Below are 21254 nucleotides of genomic sequence, written 5' to 3' on the forward strand. Positions count from 1 at the left end.
GGAACTGGTCATGGGTTCCGCTCAGATTCAATGACAACAAGGTATTTTGTTGTACCAAGACACCCATATAGTAAATTTAATCGATGGATAAACCGTATAACCGGCGGTCGACCCTCTAGAAAACCACTTGATAGTTATTTGGCTATTGTAGACGAATTTCGGCCAGATGTAATATTGTTTTTTGGGACAGAATCAGACTATGCATTGCTTATTCCGCAATTAGAAGTTCCAACACTAATATGGTTCCAAGGGAATCTTACTGTCTACCATCGCATGTATAAAATTGGAATCCCTATCTACAAGACTCTTTTGAATGAGAAGTTTAAAGACGTTTTAAAAGGCGATTCATTGTTTCATCGCTACTTGCATTTTAAACAACTGGTAAAGCGAGAAAAACAAATTTTCCGTGGGGCTGAAAATTTTATTGGGCGAACTGACTGGGATCGTCGTGTAGTGAGCACAATGGCACCTCAGGCAAACTATTATCATTGTGATGAACCCATGCGAATGCCATTTCATAAATCAATATGGAAGGGGAGACGTGAAAGTGAGAAGTTTGTTATCACTACTACCATTCAAAATAATGTGTACAAAGGATTAGAAACTATTTTTGAAGCATTGAAATTACTTGTAAATAGAACACCTCTCAAAATTGAATGGAGAATTATTGGTATTTCTGGTGATACCGCCTATGTAAAAACAGCCCTAGAAAGAGCAAGGGTATCTTCCTCAATGGTGTCCATGGTGAAATTTTTGGGACTTAAGTCCAGCCAGGAAGTCGTTCAAGAACTGATTTCGGCGAATTTGTATGTTCATCCTTCACATATTGAAAACAGTCCGAACGCTGTTCAGGAGGCAATGTTGTTAGGCATGCCTGTGATTGCGACTAACGTAGGCGGAACTCCTAGTTTATTGACCGACGGCAAGGAAGGTCTATTGGTTCAAAACAACGATCCCTACGCATTAGCGGGCGCCATTTTAGATATATATAGAAATCCAGAACGCGCTCAAATTATGGGTGAAAAGGCTCGGGAACTGGCAAAAGTTCGCAATGACGGAGAGAAAATATGTTCCGATTTGATAAACATTTTTAATCAGCTTGCCAGCAAGTAACTTGAATCAAACTGTCCAATTTACCCCTTGTTAGATGATGGTCCTATAGAAGTTTAATGTTTGCTCCACTATTGTTTCTATCGAGTATTTGCTACTTTCTTTTTTCGCAGCAGACATTAGTACCTTTTGCGCTTCCATATTATTGAAAACAACCGACAGAATTTCGGTAAGTCCTTCAAAATCACCAGGTTTGAACAAATACCCCGACCTGCCGTCCTTTATCATTTCATCTGTCCCGCCAACATCACTTGCTATGACCAATTTACCCAGGGTCATCGCCTCAGCAACACTCAAAGGCAAGGTCTCCTGAAAGGAAGGTAAAACAAATATGGGTATCTCTTTCGTATACGTAATGATCTCGGAGGTATCTTTCCATCCACAAAAATGGATTTCAGCAGCGAGTTCCTTTTCCTCGATCAGAGCATTAATATACTTCTTATACGCCATTTCTTTAAATCCCCCAATCACATGGAGTTTAAAGTTATAATTGCCCTCTTTTAATTGAGCTAAGGCTTGAATTAATACATGGAGTCCCTTGCGTTTTTTTAATTCTCCAACAAAATAAAGCTCGCTATTCCACGGGGATTTTGTATTCTGCTCTCCTGTTTCAAAAAGTCTATTTACCGGATTGGGAATGGTAGCGTGATAGACGGAAATATGAGTATTCAAGCCACGTTTATACAGCTCTTTATTATAATCCGAGATAAAGATTATATTCTGAATTTTACTCAAATAATAGCGCTCTACAATCCCCTTAATAAAAAATTTGATCTTGCGAAAAAGTGACACCTGCCATAGCCGTTCCTTGCGCAAAATAGCGTGCTGTGTCACCACAAACATATCTTTGAATTTTCTGGAATAAAGTAGGCAGCCAGGCACCACGCCCTGAAGATGGATGATGTCCGGATCCTCATCCAAAACTATCGATCTAAATTCGCGTCTAGCCTTGAGTATCGAAGATCTCAGGTTTACTTTACGAATGGTACATTTTCCGTGATACTTCTCAAGAAAGGTCCCTTCCGAAAGGGAAACAATGATAAGATCTATTTCATCATGCCTGAGCAATTCATCGGTCAGACTTACTAATACCCCTTGAACTCCGGTTTGAATTTTATCATCTTTCGGATAATCACCAACTAGAATAACTTTCATTTCTCGGGTTTGGATTGTAAGGAATAAAAAAATTGTAAACAGAAATTAATGTTCTTATTATTAACTTCTGTAAATCAGTGCTTTGTGTGAATATTTTTGAAGTCTTAATCTCGTGTTCAGCATACTGCATTTGTCTACAAGATAGCCATATATCTCCCCATCTTTACGCCATTGAAATAGGACTATGAATCGAGGCAAAAGATCGGCAACTATGGTTAGGGCAGCGACAATTACAATACTGGGACGGGGAATTAAATAACGTAAGTGCCGGTTCTTTATCCTGGGCTTGATAAATGGGGCTATAATAAAGATCAATAACATAACTAAGTAGATAGACCTCTTAAATATTTTTGCATTATTCCCTCTATTATGGAGGTTATCTATGGGAATGAACTTTTCGGAAAATACCTCCTCTACCCCCATAATCAGTTGTGCGAAATGTTCCCCATAATCCATTTCCTCTAAGAGCACAAAAATGGCAAAGAGCGCAGTCAGCCCAAAACCCCATTTCAATAAAAGATCCTTTTTCCTGGTCATTCCTTTAAAAGCAACAATACAAATACCCAGAATAATTAGTAGTTGTAAATTCTCAACGACTCCCCATTCCCAATTTCCAGGTGGGCAAATAATGGATACCAAAGCTGGTATTTCTGAAAAATAGAATATCAAACAAATACCCAAAACAATGAGGGGGATAATCCAATAGATCATATGCTCCTTCCTGGACAGGCTTCTAATATCAGTTAAAAGTTCATCTAATAATTTTTTCATTGTTTGGATCTGATCAAAATGTACATTAATAATCCTCTTTTAGACTAGGAAAGATTAGAATTAAATAATAGGCAGCCACCCACATAGCTCATTTAGGTAAAATGCTTAAGGGAGATCGACCTAGGTCGAATGACTAAACTAAGAGAATTTATGGAGGTAAGCAACAGCTGTTCGTACTTCCGTTAGTGCTCTGTGGGGCCATATATCGGGCATAGATGTAACTGGTGCCAAAATTTGGGCGAAAACCAATAATATTAGGTAGTTTTGACCGCTTTACAAGCGATTGATGAATACTAAGAGAATAGCTTTTTTCGGAATTAAATACTTTCCCTCTCAAGGAGGTTCAAGTAGAATAGCTGAAAATATTGCCAAAGAACTCCAGTTGAAATACAGCATCACAGTTTATTGTTATAATGACGAGCATGCTAAAACCCATTTGGAAAATGTCAGGGCAATACAATTACCTAGAATCCCACTAAAAGAAGTTGGGGTCTTCTTATATTATTTCTTGTGCTGTTTGCATATTCTTTTTTCAAAGAAATATGATGTGATCCATGTACATAAGACAGATAGCGCCATCTTTATTCCGCTATTAAGGCTAAAAGCCAAGGTCATAGCCACCTCTCAGGAAGCTCCATATTTACGCGATAAGTGGAATTTTCTCGGAAAGGCCTATATGCGTCTTATGGAGCAATTTTTCATCTATGGCTCAACGGTACGCACCTCTGTTTCTAATCCCTTAGCCAAGGTTTATATGCAACGATATGCTAAAAATGTACACTATATCCCGAATGGTGTAAATATCAATACGAATGAGCAAGTTCCTCCAATAGCAGAGCTATTAAAACAACATGATATTAGTGGTGAGGAACCGTTCATTTTCTTTGCCGCCCGAAGGATTATGGCCACCAAAGGCTGTCATACGTTACTCGAAGCACTTCATTTAATTGATTACAAGGGTAAAGTCGTCATTGCAGGTCAGGAATCACACGCTAAAGCGTATATGAGATCAATTAACAAATTAGCCGAAGGATTGGATGTGTCGTTTTTGTGCTACATTGATAGCAAAGAAACACTAATGGGGCTTATAGACAGATCCCATTTTTTCATTTTTCCATCCCTGACCGAAGGCTTGTCTCTCATGCTGCTTGAGGTAGCATGTAGGGGAACTACACCTATTATTTGCAGTGATATTCCGGAAAACACTGAAGTTTTTGCCTTGGATGAAGTTCTTTATTTTGAAGCGAATAACAGTACCGATTTAGCAGATAAATTCTCCTGGGCCATGACCAATACTTCGAAAATGATAGAGATGTCATTACGTGCAAAAAAACGGGTCATCAGTGAATATTCCAGCGCAGTAGTTGCACAAAAGTACGGAGCACTTTATGAGCAATTGTTAGCAAAAAGGTAATTAATTTACATCAGACACCTACCCCTTGCCTTATATTCCATTAGGTTCATGTGAGTATAAATCGATGCCTTTTGTTAGTGTCTATCACGACTAGCTAATTAACTCTAAATAAAGTATTGAATACATCTTAAACCTCAATTTAGATCACTTCATCGTTTCTTGAATTTTATTAGTGCGAATTCCTGTGTAAACTGCTAGTTTTTAGATTATTTTGCATCTTCTAATATCCTAGTAGCCAAACGAGAAATATGTGCGGAATATGCGGTAAAATTCATTTTGATCGGGACAGACCCGTCCGGAAAGATGATCTCCTCACTATGACTAATTTAATTCGTCATAGGGGGCCGGATGATTGTGGTCAATATTTAAAAAAGAATGTAGGGCTCGGATTCCGCAGATTAAGTATCATTGACCTGGAAAAAGGCCATCAGCCGTTATCGAATGAGGATGGCACAATCTGGATAGTCTTTAATGGTGAGATCTATAACCACAACGAATTGCGAAAATCCCTTATCCAAAAGGGGCACGAGTTTAAGACTAAATCAGACACAGAAACTATTGTCCACGCATATGAAGAATACGGGGTAGATTGTGTATCCCATCTGAGGGGTATGTTTGCATTTGCCATATGGGATGAAAATGAGAATAGTCTTTTTTGTGCGAGGGATCGCTTTGGCATAAAGCCATTTTTTTACTGTCTTGAAAAGGATACCTTTCTATTTGGATCGGAAATGAAATGCATTATGAGTCAGAGTAAGAATTCCATGGACTTGTCTATCTTTTCTCTTGACTATTACCTAGCCTTTGGTTATTCCGCTCAGGACGGCACAATTTTTCAAAATATCCATAAGTTAAAGCCAGCGCACAGTCTGCTATTAAAAGACAATGGCCACATACAAGTTTCCAAATATTGGCATGCAAATTATGAACCGGACTACAGCAAATCAGAAAGTGAATGGAGTGAATTGCTAAGGGAAAAGCTTTCAGAAACAGTCAAATCCCATTTAATGAGTGATGTTCCATTGGGAGCCTTTCTCAGTGGTGGAATAGATTCCAGCTCCGTAGTTGCGCTTATGGCCCAGCATTCTTCCTCTCCTGTAAAGACATTTTCAATTGGATTTAAGGAAGCCAGGTTTAATGAATTAAAATATGCACGGGAGGTAGCTGCCAAATATCAAACAGAACATCACGAACTAATTGTAGAACCAGAATCCGTAAGCCTCTTACCCGATTTAATAGATGCCTATGATGAACCCTTTGCGGATTCCTCAGCTATACCCACATATTATGTGTCAAAATTTGCCAGGGAAAATGTGACAGTGGCCTTGTCTGGTGACGGAGGTGACGAATTATTCCTGGGATATCATCATCATTTGAAATTTAAAAGGATACATAAGTACAATATTCTTCCCTCGTCCTTAAGCCGCTATCTATGGGGGGGACTTCACGACATTATACCAAACGGCGTAAAAGGCAAAGGAGCTACCTATTATCTCTCCAAACCTAAAAGCAGCGCTCCCGCCTACCATTCAATATGGCAGCTTCATGAACGCCAGCAACTATTTAGAAAAGAATGCTGGGAAATGCTTAAAGCGTCACCAGCAGAACAACAAAAGGTTTACTTCTATACGAATGGTAATTCGTCAAACTATTTGTTCAATATGCAGCGTATGGACATGCAAACCTATATGGTAGATGATATACTGACAAAAGTTGACCGTGCAAGTATGCAGAATTCCCTGGAAGTCAGAGTACCCTTGCTGGATCATGAATTTGCCGAATTGACATTCAATATACCTGCAAAGCTGAAACTAAAAGGTAAGACGAGTAAGTACATTTTTAAAGAAGCCATGAAGGATCTGCTACCTCCTTCCATTATTTCACACAAGAAACAAGGTTTTAGCGTTCCCTTGGAACTTTGGTTCAAAGAGGACCTTAAAGAATATGTTAATGATCGACTTTTATCAACAAATAGTCCGTTGTACGAATATTTGGATCCAACTTATGTTCGAAAAATAATTCACGATCATAATAATGGCATGCGCGATTTTAGTCGCAAGATCTGGTCCTTAATATTTTTGGATCAATGGTTGACAACTCAGCATACATCGACACTTGCATCGGTATGAAAAATTAGACCCAGTAACCAATAATAAGTCATAAATCAGATTTTGGAAAAGGAAAACAATAGTAACGAACCACATATAGTATTTCTGGGAGAAGCTGGATTCCCCCTAGGGCTTGCCGCTATCCAAAGAATGACCTTAATGGCCAGAGCTTTGGTCCATGCAGGATGTGCCACACAAGTTGTATGCAGGAAAGGCGTTTGGGAAAGAGGTGCGCAAGATGATTTTCCTTTAAGGGGTACGTACAAAGAAATTGATTACATATACACCTCTAAAAGTATCTACAGGCCAAAGAGTTTTTTCAAGCGAAATATGGAAAAGCTTAGGGGTATTTATAGGGAATTTGTCTATTTAGGTTCACTTAAGAAACAAGGGAAACTTGATATTGGTTTTTTATCTACCATGAGTAGCTTTCACCTGATCCGATATCGCCTTGTTTCATGGGTTATTGGATTTCCAATTGTATTGAATTTCGTAGAATTGGCCTCATCAATGAAGCAAAGGGATTCGATATTAAAAAAGACAAATGATTACATATACGACAATTTATTCCTTCGATTAGTAGATGGCGCTTTCCCTATCAGCGAAAAACTGATGGAATACTACATGCATATCTCGCCCAATAAACCCTGCCTAAAACTTCCCATTTTATGTGATTTTGAGAAATTTCAGTATTATCCCAAGAACAAAAATGGGACTGAATTCCTGTATTGCGGGGCAGCATCTTACTTCGAACTGGTCGATTTTGTAATCGAAGCATTCGATCATTTGAATATAAATCGCGATGATGTCTACCTGAAACTTGTTCTGGGTGGTAAAGAAGGGCAAATATCAAAAATTGTCGATCGCATAGCGTCCGCGCGAAATAAGGATCACATCAATCTTGTAACGAACGTACCTCATGATCAAATTCCGAGTTTATATGCGAAAGCATCGGCTTTATTGATACCCCTTAGGCCAACCGTGCAGGATGCAGCAAGGTTTCCTCACAAAATTGGTGAATATCTGGCATCCGGACGCCCTGTGATTACCACAGCTTTTGGGGAAATAGCTCATTACGATTTTATAGATGGTAAAACTGCGCTTATTGCGGAAGACTTTGAAAAGGAATCCTATGCCCAAAAGATGCAGTTCATATTAACCGATCCTGAGAATTCGGCTTCCATCGGTATTAACGGGCGGCAAATGGGGCTGGAAAATTTTGATTATACCCAGCATGGAGGCAGAATGCTGGAGCTATTGGGCAATTTTACTTCGAAAATAAATGACAATAATACTATTTCAAATAAAGCGGGGGTAGCACATAGTAAAAACAACAAATGAAGATAGCAATAATAACAGGTTCCTCAGGATTAATCGGTAGTGAAGCCTGTAAGTTTTGGGATAGGCAAGGATTTTCTGTGATCGGCATTGACAATGATATGAGAAGCTATTTCTTTGGTGAAGAAGCAAGTACCTTAGAGGTAGAAGATCAATTGAACGCTAGCTTGGCTAATTTTAAAAGTCACAGAATAGATATCCGGAATTACGACAAATTGGAAACTCTATTTTCAACGTATAGTTCAGATATCAAAGTGATCATCCACACAGCTGCACAACCTTCTCATGATTGGGCCGCCAAAGAGCCATTGACTGATTTTTCCGTTAATGCCACCGGGACTTTAAACTTGTTGGAATTGACGAGGATCTACTGCCCCGATGCTTCCTTCATTTTTACCAGTACTAACAAAGTATATGGAGATACGCCCAACGGACTGCCTCTTAGAGAGTTAGAATACAGATGGGAGCCTGAAGAAGGTCACCCCTATTTTGAACATGGCATAGATGAACATATGTCAGTGGATCAATCCAAACACAGTCTCTTCGGTGCAAGCAAATTGGCTGCAGATGTGCTTGTCCAGGAATACGGCAAATATTTCGGAATGAAAACAGTTGCATTTCGTGGGGGTTGTCTAACAGGTCCCGCTCACCAGGGAGCAGAATTACATGGCTTTTTAGCGTATTTGATCAAGTGTGCGATCCATCAGAAACCTTATACAATCTTTGGGTATAAAGGGAAGCAAGTGCGGGATAATATCCATAGTTCCGACTTAATTAAAGCCTTTTGGTTGTACTGCCAAAATCCAAGAGGCGGTGAAGTATATAACATGGGAGGATCCAGATATTCTAATATTTCCATGTTAGAGGCGATAAATAAGATCGAGGAGATATGTGGTAAAAGAGTTCCTTATACGCTTTCAGACAAAGCACGTGCAGGAGATCATATCTGGTATGTCTCAGATATTAGAAAATTCAGAGCCCATTACCCCGATTTTGAATACGATTATAATATGGATAGGATATTGAAAGAAATGGTGAATTCTGCCATAAATAGCTAATTGCTGATATATTAGTGTTGCTAATGGGAAGTCGTGGGATGGCTATTCGATTTTTCGTTAAGATACCGGATCGATGAAACACACCTCAATGAAGATTTTACTCGCTGTAGATAGCCTTGCCCGTGGCGGGATGGAACGGAGGTTAATAGAACTTGTCAAAGGCCTGAAGCGATATCCGGAAATTGAACTGAATCTTGTAGTCTTTTCAGAAACAATTGCCTATCCAGAGATCCATGATCTGGATATTCCCATCACTATCTTAAAACGGGTGCCCAAGAAGAATCCAATGGTTTTCGTTCGGTTCTATAAGCTTTGCAAGAAATTGGGGCCGGATTTAATCCACTGTTGGGGAACTATGTCTGCCATTTGGGCTATCCCAACTGCAAAACTATTAGGCATCTCCCTGATCAACGGAAATATAATGGATGCGCCTGAAGGATTGTCCTTTTTTGACAAGCGTTTATTTCGGGCTCGATTAACTTATCCCTTTTCATCTTTCATAGTAAGCAACTCAAAAGCAGGGTTAAATGCATATAAAGTGCCTAAACATAAGGCCATTTGTATTTATAATGGGTTTGATAGTAATAGGATCTCAAATCTCAAACAGGGATCTGAGTTAAAAAATGAACTCAAGGTTCAAACTCCCAAGGTAGTTGGTATGATAGGAAGTTTCTCTGAAAGAAAAGACTTTGAGACCTTTATCAAAGCTGGAATAAAAATACTTGGCAAAAGGTCCGATGTAACCTTCCTGGCCGTAGGTGAGGGACCTGAATTGGGGAAACACCTGCAAATGGTTCCGTCAAAGTACAGGTCAAATTTTATATTTCCGGGTATTCGAACCGATGTAGAATCTGTGATTAACATCCTTGACATTGGTGTATTGTCGACAAATTCACATATTCATGGCGAAGGTATATCGAACGTTATTCTTGAGTACATGGCCTTAGAAAAGCCTGTTATTGCGACAAAAGGAGGTGGTACTCCCGAAATAATTGAACATGGTATTTCAGGCATATTAATTCCATCCCATTCTGCCTTGGATTTGGCGAATGAAATACACTATTTACTTGAAAATATAGAAGAAGCTCGTACAATGGGGCGCAAAGGCCGTGAAACTGTAGCCGAGAAGTTCAATTTAGCAGAAATGACCAAAGCTTATATTGAACTGTATCAGCGTACTTATTGACATTAAGTCTTATCTTTAAAATCACCCTCAATAAAACAACATTTTTATGATTTAAACGTTTAATAAACATGCTGAATAATGGTCCGAAAGTTGTCTTGTCCCAAAGCAACTAAATTAAGGCCATTAACCTTATAACAGCATCGACCAACAACCAATATAGATAGATTGCCCAAAACCAGTTGCTATTAGCATACTGGACATGTAATTAGAACTTAACCTACATCTGTCGCAAAAAGTTAGTGAAGGAAGTGACAGATCCTAAAACTGCATGGCATGAAATCCCTAATGATAAGTGTCTTTTTTCTATTTATTATTCAATTTATATCCTGCGAAGTTTACGACGCAAATGATTATTCCGATAATCCGGCATCTGCAGAACAAGAGCAAATAGCTGATGAATCCAATGATCAGACTATAGACTATAGTTCGGAAGCATCCGATTCCAATGACGAAGATCAAGTGGAAAGCCAGGAGTGTGTAACTAATGGTGGTCGTGCTGGCGATACCGGGTTAAAAGTATGGTGTTGGGAAGATATTACCCTTCCAGTTTATACGAATAGTAAAGGAGTTTCATTCAGTAACAAAGAACTCGTTATAGATTCCGAATGTTATGAGCAACAAGTAACTAAATCAGGCAATAAACTAAGATTTCGAGTTAATCCCCTGGGCCCAGAAATTGGTTCCTGGTGTTCCAATAACTTCAATATGCGTGCGGAAGTAAGAACTGCTCCCTGGCAGGTGCGCAATGAATTGGGAACTGAAGAATGGTTTGGCTGGAGCTATGAATTTGGCGATACTTATATAATTGATCAAAATAATCAATGGAAGTTTTTCCAGGTGTATCCAGGAACAGCAAGTGGGGGCCCACAAATCAGCTTGGAAGTGATTCACGGAGATCAATTTAATGGTCATGCTGCCGGTGAAATTTATGTGGTGAACAAGGCAGGAACTGGTGATAAGAAATATGCAAGCACCGGAATTACTCCCCAAGCAGGCCAGACAATTGATGTAGTAATACATGTTATATGGGGCGATCACTCAAATGGCCTTTTGCAGGTTTGGATTAATAATGAGGTGGTCTATGATGAACAAATTGCTACCGTTACTTCTGATGCTCCATGGGGAGGTAATGCCAAGTGGGGTATTTACAAATGGCCCTGGAAAGAGGAGGCAAGAGTGCAAAAATCATTAAACCAGGGAATAACACAATTGGAGACTTATCTAGGGGCCATCAGGATGATAACGAGAAAACCGGGAGATGTCAACTATGGGAAAAACTCTTACTTCGAAGTTAGTCCGCAATAAGTGTTAGATCCTTATTTATCCAAGCACCTATCGATCTTAGATAATATAGTTAGTTCACTCCGGAATTAATGTGATCCGGATACCCCTGGAAAGCACAAATCCGATAAAAATCAACAGTAAAGGAAAAATAGTCAGCAGATGCCTGATCATGCCATTGGCCATTACAAGTCCCCCAATGAAAACAAGTGCTACAAACCCAATAAAGCGTATTTCAAAAGGGAGAAAGGAAGGCCTTCTTATTCCGAGATATGCAGATAGTAACAAAAGAAGTAGCAAGAGTCCATTTGGCACTATATAGACATAAGATGCCATTTTCTGTTGTGTATGGGAATAAGGGTAATTGAAGAATAACCGGAGTCCGCTTGCCAGTGTGTTTTGCATATACTTTAATGGGTATTCTTTTATGTTCTCAATGGCTTTTTCTTTAAGCAGCTTATCCCGTTGAATATGCGTATATGACTGAATACTTTCAAAATAAGGTCTGTGATTCTCCACAATATTGCTTGTATCAAAATAATCATCAGTCCGTTTACCAAAAACTACATCCGTACTTATCCAATCCCCATATTCATTGGGATAAGGTGATGATCTCCAGTACAATATTTCGCCTCCTCCACTACCCCAATACAAGGGTTCTCCCGTCAGTGAATGTGTATAAATCAAATAAGGCAAGCAAACAAAAAATGCACCAATCAGTACCCATATACCGGCCAGGGCCTTTTTAGATCTTGTAAAAAGGTAAACCAATAGATAAAACAGTAATGCTGTAATAATGACATACCCAAATATCACCTTGGTGAGCGTGAGAAGTCCTAAAAATATAGCAGCCTTTGCCATATTTCGTTTACGCTTTTGTTCTTGGTTGTGTACCTGAAAAAAGAAATAAAGAAAACCGCATGCTAGGAAGATGGCCAATGATTCTGAATATAAATAAACCATCCACTTTAGGGAAGGCGGATACAATCCAAATATTAAACTCAGGAGCAAAGCTTGTTTTGGCTTTAAAAAGAGAGATACTACTTTATAAAAAAGGACAACAGCCAAAATCATGAATACGGCATTTGCCAAAATCATGACCATTTTTGAAGCTTTGGTCAATAGAAATGCTGCTAGCACCAATGGATAACCAGGACCATTAATTAATTCCGGATCATCTGGGGAAGTATAAAAGCCGTTTGTCAAATTCACGGCATAGTGCATATGCCGAGTTTCATCACCCCTCAAGGTATCAGCACTAAAAATCAGGATGATCAAAAAGTAAAACAGGAATAGTGGAATAAATATCCACCATACACTTCGATTTCCGGAGAAATATTCCTTCATTTAACTATGAGTCTTTAGTGCGCTTCAGAATAGCTGAATTCAGATGAAATAACTCATCAAAATACCGCTTTTTCTGAAGCGAAATAAATCCAAGGCCTAAAAATTGTATGGCTGTTACAAAAGTAAATCCACCGATAAGGAAAGCATGGGGCCTCTTATTATAAACCTGAGACACCGCCTCTGTGAATCGATCGTCAAAAAATTCATTTGCCACCTGTACTTCAGGATAAATCGCGTATACATGGTAAAATATCCATGCTATCATGTAAAGTGATAGAAACAACAATATCAATCCAACCATCATAAATAACCCATAGGGCCTGAATATAAAACTAGACATAAGTCCATTCATTATACCCTTAAAGATGCGAACACTGGATGTCCTGTTTTGCCCATATTCCACTTGATAAGTCCAATCCAGGTGTGCGGGGATCTCAATGATGCGCCCTCTTAATATTTCGGTCTTATGAATGATTTCTGGATTGATAGAATAATTGTTGGTTTTTAAGTTTAAGGTGTCAAGAAACTCCCTTCGATAAGCACGAGCCATACCCGTAAAACTGTGCAAGTTTATGCCCGATGTATGTCGCATTAATTTATTAAGGCCTTTACTTAACAAAAGCCTGTGAAAAGGTACTTTTGTAGTCTTACCTCCTTTCATATAGGGCGAGGCAATTACAACATCAGCATCTTCTTTAATCGCTGCGTCCATCAATTTTTCTACATGTTCAGGTCCAAAACTAAGATCAATATCCAATACGACTATATACTGGCCTTCAGCCTCTTTGAATCCGCGTCTCAATGCGCCGCCCAAATTCTGATTGACGATATTATGATATACGGAAACATTAGTTCGTGATTTTGCGAATTCTTCTGCCAGGGATCCCGTATCATCACTACTGCCGTCATTAACAATTAGTATATCCCAATCGTATTTCTGATCCAGCAGACTCAATTTATTCGCTAGAATAGTTAAGCATTCAGTAATTATACTGGCTTCATTAAATGCGGGCAATAAGACTGTCACTGAAGGTTTGGTTGAACCCTCCCTAACTGTATTGGCCTTCTCATGTGGTTTTTGTGCCGTTTCCATTTCTCTCTATATTATAAAATTTTCGCTGTCTTTTTGGGTATAATAGGCAATGTTTTTCTTACCTATAGCCTTACCTTACTTATGGTGTTATATACTTTAGTTTGGCATTATTCAATACTGTGGAAGCGTGTTCTTCCATAGTAACTAATGTAAAGTGCTTCTGAAGCACCGACATTACTTTCTTAAATATTATCTCTTTTTCTTCACTCGAAATATTCATTCCCGGGAAGGTATCCAACCCCTTTACCTTATCGCCACCGATCAGGTCTAATGGATGTAATAAAAAACTAGGCCTAGTTCGGGTCAGCTTACATAAATAAACAGCACATGTCAGATACAGCAGCATTAAATTTTTGGATATAGAACTCAGATACATCAAGTACGTCATATGCATAGGAGTTCTGAATAATGGCATTGTGGTGACCGGCATTTCAAGTAATTGCCGATCATTTTTCAAATTCCAAAAATAAGGCCGTAGCAACCTGAAGGCATCCGAAAATTTTCCAAATAGTTCCTTTCTTTCCTTCCTTTCCTCCATCGTTAGATTTGCCGTTCTGAAATAATACATACGGGCTAGGGGTCCAATACTTGTAGGAAAAGTAGAAGCGTCAAAGGTATATCCTTTATCGGCCAGGATCTCTAATAGCGTTTCATTCCAACTAAACCCAGGCCCCCTGAATCCTTTGGGTTCTTTACCACTTACTGATGTTATAATCTCATGCGATTGATTGATTTCCTCAATTAATTCCTCTTTGGAATACAGGTGCAGGAATGTTTCGTGTTTGAAAGAATGATTTGCAATGTTGTGGCCGGACTCCGCCAACATTCTGATAAATGGCTTATTATGCTCATAAACAGCGTCCTGACCCACGATAAAGAATGTGATCTTTAGCTTTAATTCCTCAAGTAAACTAAGTATATGAGGAACAATTATTTCTAAGTATGAAGGATGATTTTCCCAACCGTCTACCCCGTGGTTCTTCATATAAGACCACTGGTTGTCCAAGTCCAGGGAAAGGCTGGCAATAGGTTTTGACATCCTAATACGAGTTTGGTTTATTTTTTATTAACTGCCTGAAATTCATGTTTATATTCATCTATGAATGAATTTACATGCGTAACAACTGAGTTATTGTTGACTGAATCATTAACGAATTGTGAGGTGTTAAGTACGTAAAAATCTGGATGTTTAGTATGTGTTTTAGGGATTATTTCGGAATAATTCAAGACCTGTAAAGGCTGCACTTTAAATGCCCTGTTTATGTGGGCAGATACGATATCCGATTCGTCAAAATCGGGATAAAGATCTTTAACACCCTCTAAAAATATGGCTTTTAATTCGGAGTCCGACTTAGACCAAAAAGCATGATCAGCAGGTATATATTTTGGAAAATAAGTAAGCTGAAGCCCTGAGGTTTGCTCCTGATCTACCAGCGTGCTTATCCCAATTACCCCAGTGAACGGAGATTGGGTATCACTAATATTTAAAATATAGTATGGTGTGAGTGCCTTATGAGTTGTTAATACGAGACAAACGACACCCATGTATTCTATGGCTCGCTCATGTCTAACAACTTCGCATAAACGAGGATCTGTAACTTTCTCTAAAACATTGAGAGGTGCTGTAAAAACGACTTTATCAAAATACTCGACTGACTCTCCATAATGCACGTTAATACCTCCTCCTTCCGCGGGTTCAATACTGGTAACTACAGTATCTAAAAGCAAACTGGAATTATTCTCATTGAGAAGCTGCTCCAACTTGTCAAAAACAGTTTTATACCCTCCTGTGACATATCCCATATAATCTTTCTCAACGGGGTATTCCCTTGCTTTGAATAATCTCTTGATATAGGTCCAGATAAATACCCCTGATACTCTTTTGTAGTTCTCTCCTAATTTGGCTAGTAAAAGTGGTGCCCAGAATTTATTGAAGTTTTTCTGGCCTCCCATTTTAACCAACCAATCCTTTAAGTGTACTTGCTCTAGTTTTTTCCAGTTTTTAATACGTGAGCCATAAAAAATGGTATATGCCAATCTCATTTTATCCCAAATATTAAGCAAGGGGAAAAGCAAATAATCCTTAGGGCCATTCAAAGAGTAAAAAGACTTATTTACATAATAACCAGTTAAGGCACGTGTAAAATTCAATTTAGAACCCAGGCCGATCTCTTCGATCAATCCAATTAAACTTCCATCGGTGGGAACGATAACATGGTAGAATTTATCCCAAATAAATTTACCGTAGTTAAAATAAGTAGATAACCCTCCTGGTTGTGAATCCCGTTCAATAACTTTTACTGTAGCATTCGATTTCGAAATACGATAGGCAAGAGTAAGACCCATCAAACCAGCACCTATTACCCCTATTTTTAAGTCTTTCTCCTTTTTCATTGATCCATTAATTGACCCATTATCCAAAGTATTGTCCGACTTAATTTGAATCAAGTCCCCAGCCTCCTTTGTGCCATCTGCCTCTTTCATATTTCTTTTTAATTGACCCGTCATAGTCTGATAACAAAGCTACCCATAAGTCGAATATTCCATTCATCAATTCCCTGATTACCTTTACGATCTTACTTTTGCGCCCTAATGGTCTGCAAGGTCAATTAAATTATTAGAGTTTAAAAACTAAATTATTGACAGCTAGAAAAGAATTAAAAAAAAATAGGTGAAAGACTCAAGTATCGTGTGTAATGCATTGATTAACAATTTGTTTCGGATAACCACCGCTGAGATCATTAAAATCAATTGTTGACAAGATATGCTTCTTTAGATTCAACAAATAAATGTATCTTTCTCAAATTTATTTTGAAAGCCCTACAAAACCCGTATTTAGTATGAAAAAGTAGCTTAAAAAATTCCTCCTCGGACTAGGGATCCTTGTTGGCATAATTGCCATTATTGGATATTTCCTTTTTAGACCAGCCGAAGTAAAAGTCCTTGTTTTTTCGAAAACAGAGGTTTACCGGCATGATTCTATTGAAAAAGGGATTAAGACCATTGAACAACTTGGTGCAGAAAATGGGTTCACGGTTGTAGCTACGGAAGATCCCCAATTTTTCAATGAAGAGAATTTAAAGGACTTCATGGCCGTAGTCTTTTTAAATACAACCGGCGATGTTTTGGATCCCGTCCAGCAAAGTCAGTTTGAAAGATTTATACAGGCCGGGGGTGGATTTGTCGGTGTACATGCCGCTACAGATACGGAATATGGATGGCCCTGGTACGGGGAACTTGTCGGCGCTTATTTTGAAAGTCATCCTAATAATCCGAATGTACAGGATGGAGTTATCCAAGTGACAAATTCCAATCATATTTCAACAGAACACCTCCCGACAACCTGGAAGATCCATGATGAATTTTACAATTTCAAATCTTTGGACCCTAATAACCAGGTATTGATGACTATCGATGAGACCACTTACGAAGGAGGTACTAATGGGAGCTTTCACCCTATGGCATGGTATAAGGAATACGACGGGGGAAGGTCTTTTTACACCGCACTGGGGCATACGATAGAACAGTTCAAAGATCCGCTCTATATCAATCACCTTTTGGGAGGTATCAAATATGCAATTGGGTTAGGAATGCCTGTGGATTATAGTAAGGCTTATGCCGAATTGGTTCCCGAAGAAAATAGGTTTAGCAAAGTCACATTCATTCAGAATTTATATGAACCTATGGAACTGGATTTCATTAACGAAAATAAAATCCTATACATAGAAAGAAGAGGCGGTGTCCATATATATGATATAAAGGAAAAGAACGACTCATTAATTACAACTCTTAACGTATTTTCAGGACTTGAAGACGGTTTACTTGGCCTTGCTATCGACCCGAATTATTCAGATAATAATTGGGTTTATTTATACTATTCGAATCCTGATGAAGACGTGCAACACTTGTCGCGGTTTGATCTATTTGGCTTTAATTTACTTCCCGATTCAGAAAAGATCTTGCTCAAAGTACCTACTCAACGAGAGGAGTGCTGTCATTCTGCAGGATCTTTAGAATTTGGACCGGATGGGTATTTGTATTTATCTACGGGCGATAATACCAACCCGCATGCCTCAGACGGTTTTGCGCCTATTGATACACGGGAAGGCCGCAGTCCTTGGGACGCTCAAAAATCGAGTGCAAATACAAATGATCTAAGAGGAAAAATCCTTCGTATAAAACCGGAAGACGACGGCACCTACAGCATACCAGACGGCAATCTCTTCCCGAAAGGAACAGCTCAGACCCGCCCAGAAATTTACGTGATGGGAAATCGTAATCCCTATCGCTTTTCTATCGATTCAAAGACCAATTATCTCTATTGGGGTGAGATAGGTCCCGATGCCAATTCTGATTCGCTCAATCTAGGTCTAAAAGGATATGACGAAATTAACCAGGCAAGGCAAGCTGGAAATTTTGGCTGGCCACATTTTATCGCAAATAACAAGGCCTATAATACGAGGGACTTTGCTGCGCAAACTACCGGTCCGGTCTTTGATTCTCTAAAACCCCTCAATCAATCTCCGAATAATACCGGACTAAAGGAGTTGCCTCCGGCGCAACCGGCGATGATCTATTACCCATATAGTACTTCGGAAGAGTTTCCAGCTTTGGGTTCAGGTAGCAGAAATGCTATGGCAGGGCCCATATATTACAGTGATGATTACGAAGATAGCGGCCATAATTGGCCTGAATACTTTAATGGAAAATTACTGGCCTATGATTGGATGCGGGGCTGGATCTTTGCAGTTGCCATGGACGACAATGGTGCATTCAGCAAAATGACACAGATCGTTCCAAATATGAAATTATACAATCCTATTGATCTGGTCTTTGGTCCTGACGGGGCCTTATATTTACTTGAGTACGGAACCGGATGGTTTACCCAGAATCCAGATGCAAGTTTATCACGAATAGAATTCGTAAAAGGAAACAGGGCACCGCTGGCTCAAATTACCGCGGATCAAACTATTGGGGGTCTTCCATTAACCGTGCAATTTGAAGGGCGGAATTCTATTGATTATGACGGGGATCCTTTAACATACAAATGGGATTTTGGCGATTCTGGGGCCGAATCAACTGAGATGAATCCTAGCTATACCTTTAATGAATCAGGCAGATACAAGGTTTTGTTAGAAGTTACGGACGATGCCGGGATCACAGACCTTACAGAGACAGAAATATTAGTTGGCAATGAATTACCTGAGATATCTTGGGAGATCGTTAATGGCAATAGCAGCTTTTATTGGCCGGATAAGCAATTAGATATCCAATATAAGGTTAATGTGCAGGATGAGGAAGATGGCAGCCTTTCTGAAGGCAGTTTAGACCCCTCACGTGTGACCGTTTCATACAATTACCTGCCACAGGGAAGTGATAATATAATAGGCGCGAAGACACACGCAGACATGGCCAATGTCGCATATTCAAATATCGGGAAGTTCCTGATTGAAGGCTCAGACTGCCTGGCATGTCACAAAGAAAAAGATAGCTCCATAGGCCCCTCTTATTATGCGATCGCAGAAAGATACGCCGGTCAGGAAACTGCGCCAGGGATGCTTTCTGAAAAGATCAGGAATGGCGGTGCAGGAAATTGGGGGGAAACGGCTATGGCAGCACATCCCAGTATTTCAGAAGCCGAATCCAGGCAAATGGTAGAATATATTCTTTCCTTGTATGGCCCATCGGGTGCACAAGAAGAGAGTCAACCAACCCAAGGTAGCTTTACCAGTGCTGATCATCTGGAAACTAAAAGCCATGGGACTTATATTTTCACTGCCAGTTATACTGATAACGGAGGAGGTGAAATTGAGCCGCTTACAGCACAGAATTCCTTTATGCTCAAGCACCCCATGGTAGAAGCAGAATCGTACGATGAAGGCTCTGCCTCTAAAATGACCATTACGCCGGATATGGTACCCGGACTAGTCGAAGATATGGGCATTGTAATTGGGCTGAAAGATTCTTATCTGATGTTCAAAGATCTGGACCTGAGTGGTGTTAAAGCTGTATCCGGAACTTTCGCCGTTACATCGGCCTTTGTTAAAGGTGGGCAAGTAGAAGTGAGGCTTGGTGGCCTGGAAGGCGATCTGATAGGTACTTTTACTATAGAAGTGGCTTTGGCCGATATGGACATGAAAGCAATTGCTGCCAATCTTACTAAAGAAGTTCAAGGGAAGCAAGATGTCTATTTCATCTTCAAGAATGATGAAGTAGATGAAGGAGCCATGCTAACCGCCGTAAATACACTCGAATTTCTAAATGCTCCAGTGAAGAACTAGGCTTGTGATAAATTCAAAGGCATCCTTGTCAACCGCTTCCCTGTGAGTCGCCTTAACGCATTCCCAATTGCTGCCGCTATAGGCCCAAGTGGCGGCTCCCCTACGGGACCGGGTTTATCTATGCCTTGCAATAAAACCACATCGATCTCTTTGGGTGCATGCTTCATCAATGCCATACGGTAAGGGCCATAAATGATGGGCTGGAGGGATCCGTTAACTACCGTCATTTCTTCAAACATGGATGCACTCATTCCCATGATAACGCAACCCTCGCATTGCGCCCGAACCTGGTCTGGATTCACGGCAATCCCGGGATCCATGGCTACGGTTACTTTGTGTACTTTAATTTCTCCATCTACAATAGAGACTTCTGCTACCTGTGCGCATGGCGTTCCGGCATCAATTGAAGAAGCTAGCCCCATTGCTCTGCCATTTTTAATTTCTTCAGTATAACCAGCCTTATCTGCTGCAGCTTCAATAACAGATTTTAAACGCACACTCATTGGGTCTTCCCCAAGGTTTTCCATTCGGAATTCAATAACATCACGTTTTGCTTGCAATGCCAGCTCGTCTATGGTGCTTTCAATGGCAAAGGTATTGGCCAATAACCCCAGGCTGCGCCACCAACTTGTAGCGAAAGGCAGATCTACATGCCAATATACTGCCCGATAATTTGGGATCTCGGTATATTGGATCATACCACCTCTGACAGCGCCAATATCTGCACCGATGATGCCAGGGAGTACTTTAGGCATCAAGGCGGAATTATTCGCTACATCACCACTCACAAAATGGTGCTCAAATCCCTGTAATTGGCCTGTTTCACTTACTTTACCCCTCACAATATGATGTGTTGGTGGTCTGAACATATCGTGTTGAAATTCCTCCTGTCGTGAGAAATAATATTTAATAGGTTTCCCAACAGCTCTGGACATCACGGCAGCCTGAACTGCATGTGGTGTATGCAAGCGCCTGCCAAAGCCTCCTCCGAGATATGTGGGAATGACATTAACAGCTTCCAATTCCAGGTCCAGGCGTTTGGCCACTTCCTTACGCGTAATGCCAATTACTTGAGTGGAGAGGATCACTGTGGCCTTGTCTCCTTCGACATA

15 protein-coding genes are annotated in these 21254 nt (G+C 39.8%); 8 read left to right on the forward strand and 7 right to left on the reverse strand.

Annotation, left to right across the window (positions count from 1 at the left end):
- Nucleotides 1-30: 30 nt before the first annotated feature.
- The gene (locus Q0X89_RS16555) at nt 31-1113 is read left to right on the forward strand and encodes a glycosyltransferase (RefSeq protein WP_297696235.1); all 1083 of its coding nucleotides are present in this window, start codon (nt 31-33) and stop codon (nt 1111-1113) included.
- 30 nt (nt 1114-1143) lie between these two features.
- Here the strand turns inward: Q0X89_RS16555 and Q0X89_RS16560 are convergent, their stop codons facing one another.
- Nucleotides 1144-2265 carry a glycosyltransferase family 4 protein gene (locus Q0X89_RS16560; RefSeq protein WP_297696237.1) on the reverse strand — a complete coding sequence of 374 codons (1122 nt, stop codon included), beginning with the start codon at nt 2263-2265 and terminating at the stop codon, nt 1144-1146.
- A gap of 60 nt (nt 2266-2325) precedes the next feature.
- Nucleotides 2326-3036 carry a hypothetical protein gene (locus tag Q0X89_RS16565; protein WP_297696239.1) on the reverse strand — a complete coding sequence of 237 codons (711 nt, stop codon included), beginning with the start codon at nt 3034-3036 and terminating at the stop codon, nt 2326-2328.
- A 286-nt stretch (nt 3037-3322) separates the two neighbouring features.
- Here Q0X89_RS16565 and Q0X89_RS16570 point away from each other — a divergent pair, with 286 nt between their 5' ends.
- The 6 genes from Q0X89_RS16570 (at nt 3323) to Q0X89_RS16595 (ending at nt 11445) form a co-directional block, all read left to right on the forward strand.
- Nucleotides 3323-4450 (forward strand): glycosyltransferase family 4 protein, encoded by a 1128-nt coding sequence (locus tag Q0X89_RS16570; RefSeq protein ID WP_297696241.1) that lies wholly within the window; start codon nt 3323-3325, stop codon nt 4448-4450.
- Nucleotides 4451-4698: 248 nt separating this feature from the next.
- On the forward strand, nt 4699-6579 hold the full coding sequence (gene asnB / locus Q0X89_RS16575; RefSeq protein ID WP_297696243.1) for an asparagine synthase (glutamine-hydrolyzing): 1881 nt from the start codon (nt 4699-4701) through the stop codon (nt 6577-6579).
- A 42-nt stretch (nt 6580-6621) separates the two neighbouring features.
- Nucleotides 6622-7899, forward strand: a complete 1278-nt coding sequence (locus Q0X89_RS16580) for a glycosyltransferase (RefSeq protein ID WP_297696245.1) — start codon at nt 6622-6624, stop codon at nt 7897-7899.
- Nucleotides 7896-8954, forward strand: coding sequence for an NAD-dependent epimerase/dehydratase family protein (locus tag Q0X89_RS16585; RefSeq protein WP_297696247.1), 1059 nt, complete (start codon nt 7896-7898; stop codon nt 8952-8954). Before Q0X89_RS16580 ends, Q0X89_RS16585 begins: the two co-directional genes overlap by 4 nt.
- Before the next feature lie 88 nt (nt 8955-9042).
- Nucleotides 9043-10140, forward strand: a complete 1098-nt coding sequence (locus tag Q0X89_RS16590; protein ID WP_297696248.1) for a glycosyltransferase — start codon at nt 9043-9045, stop codon at nt 10138-10140.
- 273 nt (nt 10141-10413) lie between these two features.
- Complete coding sequence (locus tag Q0X89_RS16595) at nt 10414-11445, forward strand: heparin lyase I family protein (RefSeq protein ID WP_297696250.1); 1032 nt, start codon at nt 10414-10416, stop codon at nt 11443-11445.
- 54 nt (nt 11446-11499) lie between these two features.
- Here Q0X89_RS16595 and Q0X89_RS16600 read toward each other — a convergent pair whose 3' ends face one another.
- The 4 genes from Q0X89_RS16600 to Q0X89_RS16615 all read right to left on the reverse strand — a co-directional run bounded on the left by Q0X89_RS16600 (nt 11500) and on the right by Q0X89_RS16615 (nt 16345).
- Nucleotides 11500-12768, reverse strand: a complete 1269-nt coding sequence (locus Q0X89_RS16600) for a glycosyltransferase family 39 protein (RefSeq protein ID WP_297696252.1) — start codon at nt 12766-12768, stop codon at nt 11500-11502.
- Between the two features lie 4 nt (nt 12769-12772).
- A complete protein-coding gene (locus Q0X89_RS16605; RefSeq protein ID WP_297696254.1) occupies nt 12773-13861 on the reverse strand; it encodes a glycosyltransferase family 2 protein in 1089 nt (362 codons plus the stop codon).
- Nucleotides 13862-13940: 79 nt separating this feature from the next.
- On the reverse strand, nt 13941-14900 hold the full coding sequence (locus Q0X89_RS16610) for a polysaccharide deacetylase family protein (RefSeq protein WP_297696256.1): 960 nt from the start codon (nt 14898-14900) through the stop codon (nt 13941-13943).
- A gap of 17 nt (nt 14901-14917) precedes the next feature.
- Nucleotides 14918-16345, reverse strand: coding sequence for an NAD(P)/FAD-dependent oxidoreductase (locus Q0X89_RS16615; protein ID WP_297696258.1), 1428 nt, complete (start codon nt 16343-16345; stop codon nt 14918-14920).
- Nucleotides 16346-16764: 419 nt separating this feature from the next.
- Here Q0X89_RS16615 and Q0X89_RS16620 point away from each other — a divergent pair, with 419 nt between their 5' ends.
- The gene (locus Q0X89_RS16620) at nt 16765-20142 is read left to right on the forward strand and encodes a ThuA domain-containing protein (protein WP_297696262.1); all 3378 of its coding nucleotides are present in this window, start codon (nt 16765-16767) and stop codon (nt 20140-20142) included.
- On the opposite strand, the gene Q0X89_RS16625 is transcribed toward Q0X89_RS16620, so the two are convergent.
- Nucleotides 20139-21254: molybdopterin cofactor-binding domain-containing protein (locus Q0X89_RS16625; protein WP_297696260.1), on the reverse strand; the 1116-nt coding region annotated here is incomplete at its 5' end. The two genes, Q0X89_RS16620 and Q0X89_RS16625, sit on opposite strands and share 4 nt — an antisense overlap.

Source organism: uncultured Eudoraea sp. (assembly GCF_947258525.1).
Classification (GTDB): domain Bacteria; phylum Bacteroidota; class Bacteroidia; order Flavobacteriales; family Flavobacteriaceae; genus Eudoraea.

Bases quoted from the DNA above. Each gene is read 5' to 3' on its own strand.
- Q0X89_RS16555 (WP_297696235.1), top strand. From the start codon at position 31: ATGACAACAAGGTATTTTGTTGTACCAAGACACCCATATAGTAAATTT.
- Q0X89_RS16560 (WP_297696237.1), bottom strand. From the start codon at position 2,265: ATGAAAGTTATTCTAGTTGGTGATTATCCGAAAGATGATAAAATTCAA.
- Q0X89_RS16565 (WP_297696239.1), bottom strand. From the start codon at position 3,036: ATGAAAAAATTATTAGATGAACTTTTAACTGATATTAGAAGCCTGTCC.
- Q0X89_RS16570 (WP_297696241.1), top strand. From the start codon at position 3,323: ATGAATACTAAGAGAATAGCTTTTTTCGGAATTAAATACTTTCCCTCT.
- asnB (WP_297696243.1), top strand. From the start codon at position 4,699: ATGTGCGGAATATGCGGTAAAATTCATTTTGATCGGGACAGACCCGTC.
- Q0X89_RS16585 (WP_297696247.1), top strand. From the start codon at position 7,896: ATGAAGATAGCAATAATAACAGGTTCCTCAGGATTAATCGGTAGTGAA.
- Q0X89_RS16590 (WP_297696248.1), top strand. From the start codon at position 9,043: ATGAAGATTTTACTCGCTGTAGATAGCCTTGCCCGTGGCGGGATGGAA.
- Q0X89_RS16595 (WP_297696250.1), top strand. From the start codon at position 10,414: ATGAAATCCCTAATGATAAGTGTCTTTTTTCTATTTATTATTCAATTT.
- Q0X89_RS16600 (WP_297696252.1), bottom strand. From the start codon at position 12,768: ATGAAGGAATATTTCTCCGGAAATCGAAGTGTATGGTGGATATTTATT.
- Q0X89_RS16605 (WP_297696254.1), bottom strand. From the start codon at position 13,861: ATGGAAACGGCACAAAAACCACATGAGAAGGCCAATACAGTTAGGGAG.
- Q0X89_RS16610 (WP_297696256.1), bottom strand. From the start codon at position 14,900: ATGTCAAAACCTATTGCCAGCCTTTCCCTGGACTTGGACAACCAGTGG.
- Q0X89_RS16615 (WP_297696258.1), bottom strand. From the start codon at position 16,345: ATGAAAGAGGCAGATGGCACAAAGGAGGCTGGGGACTTGATTCAAATT.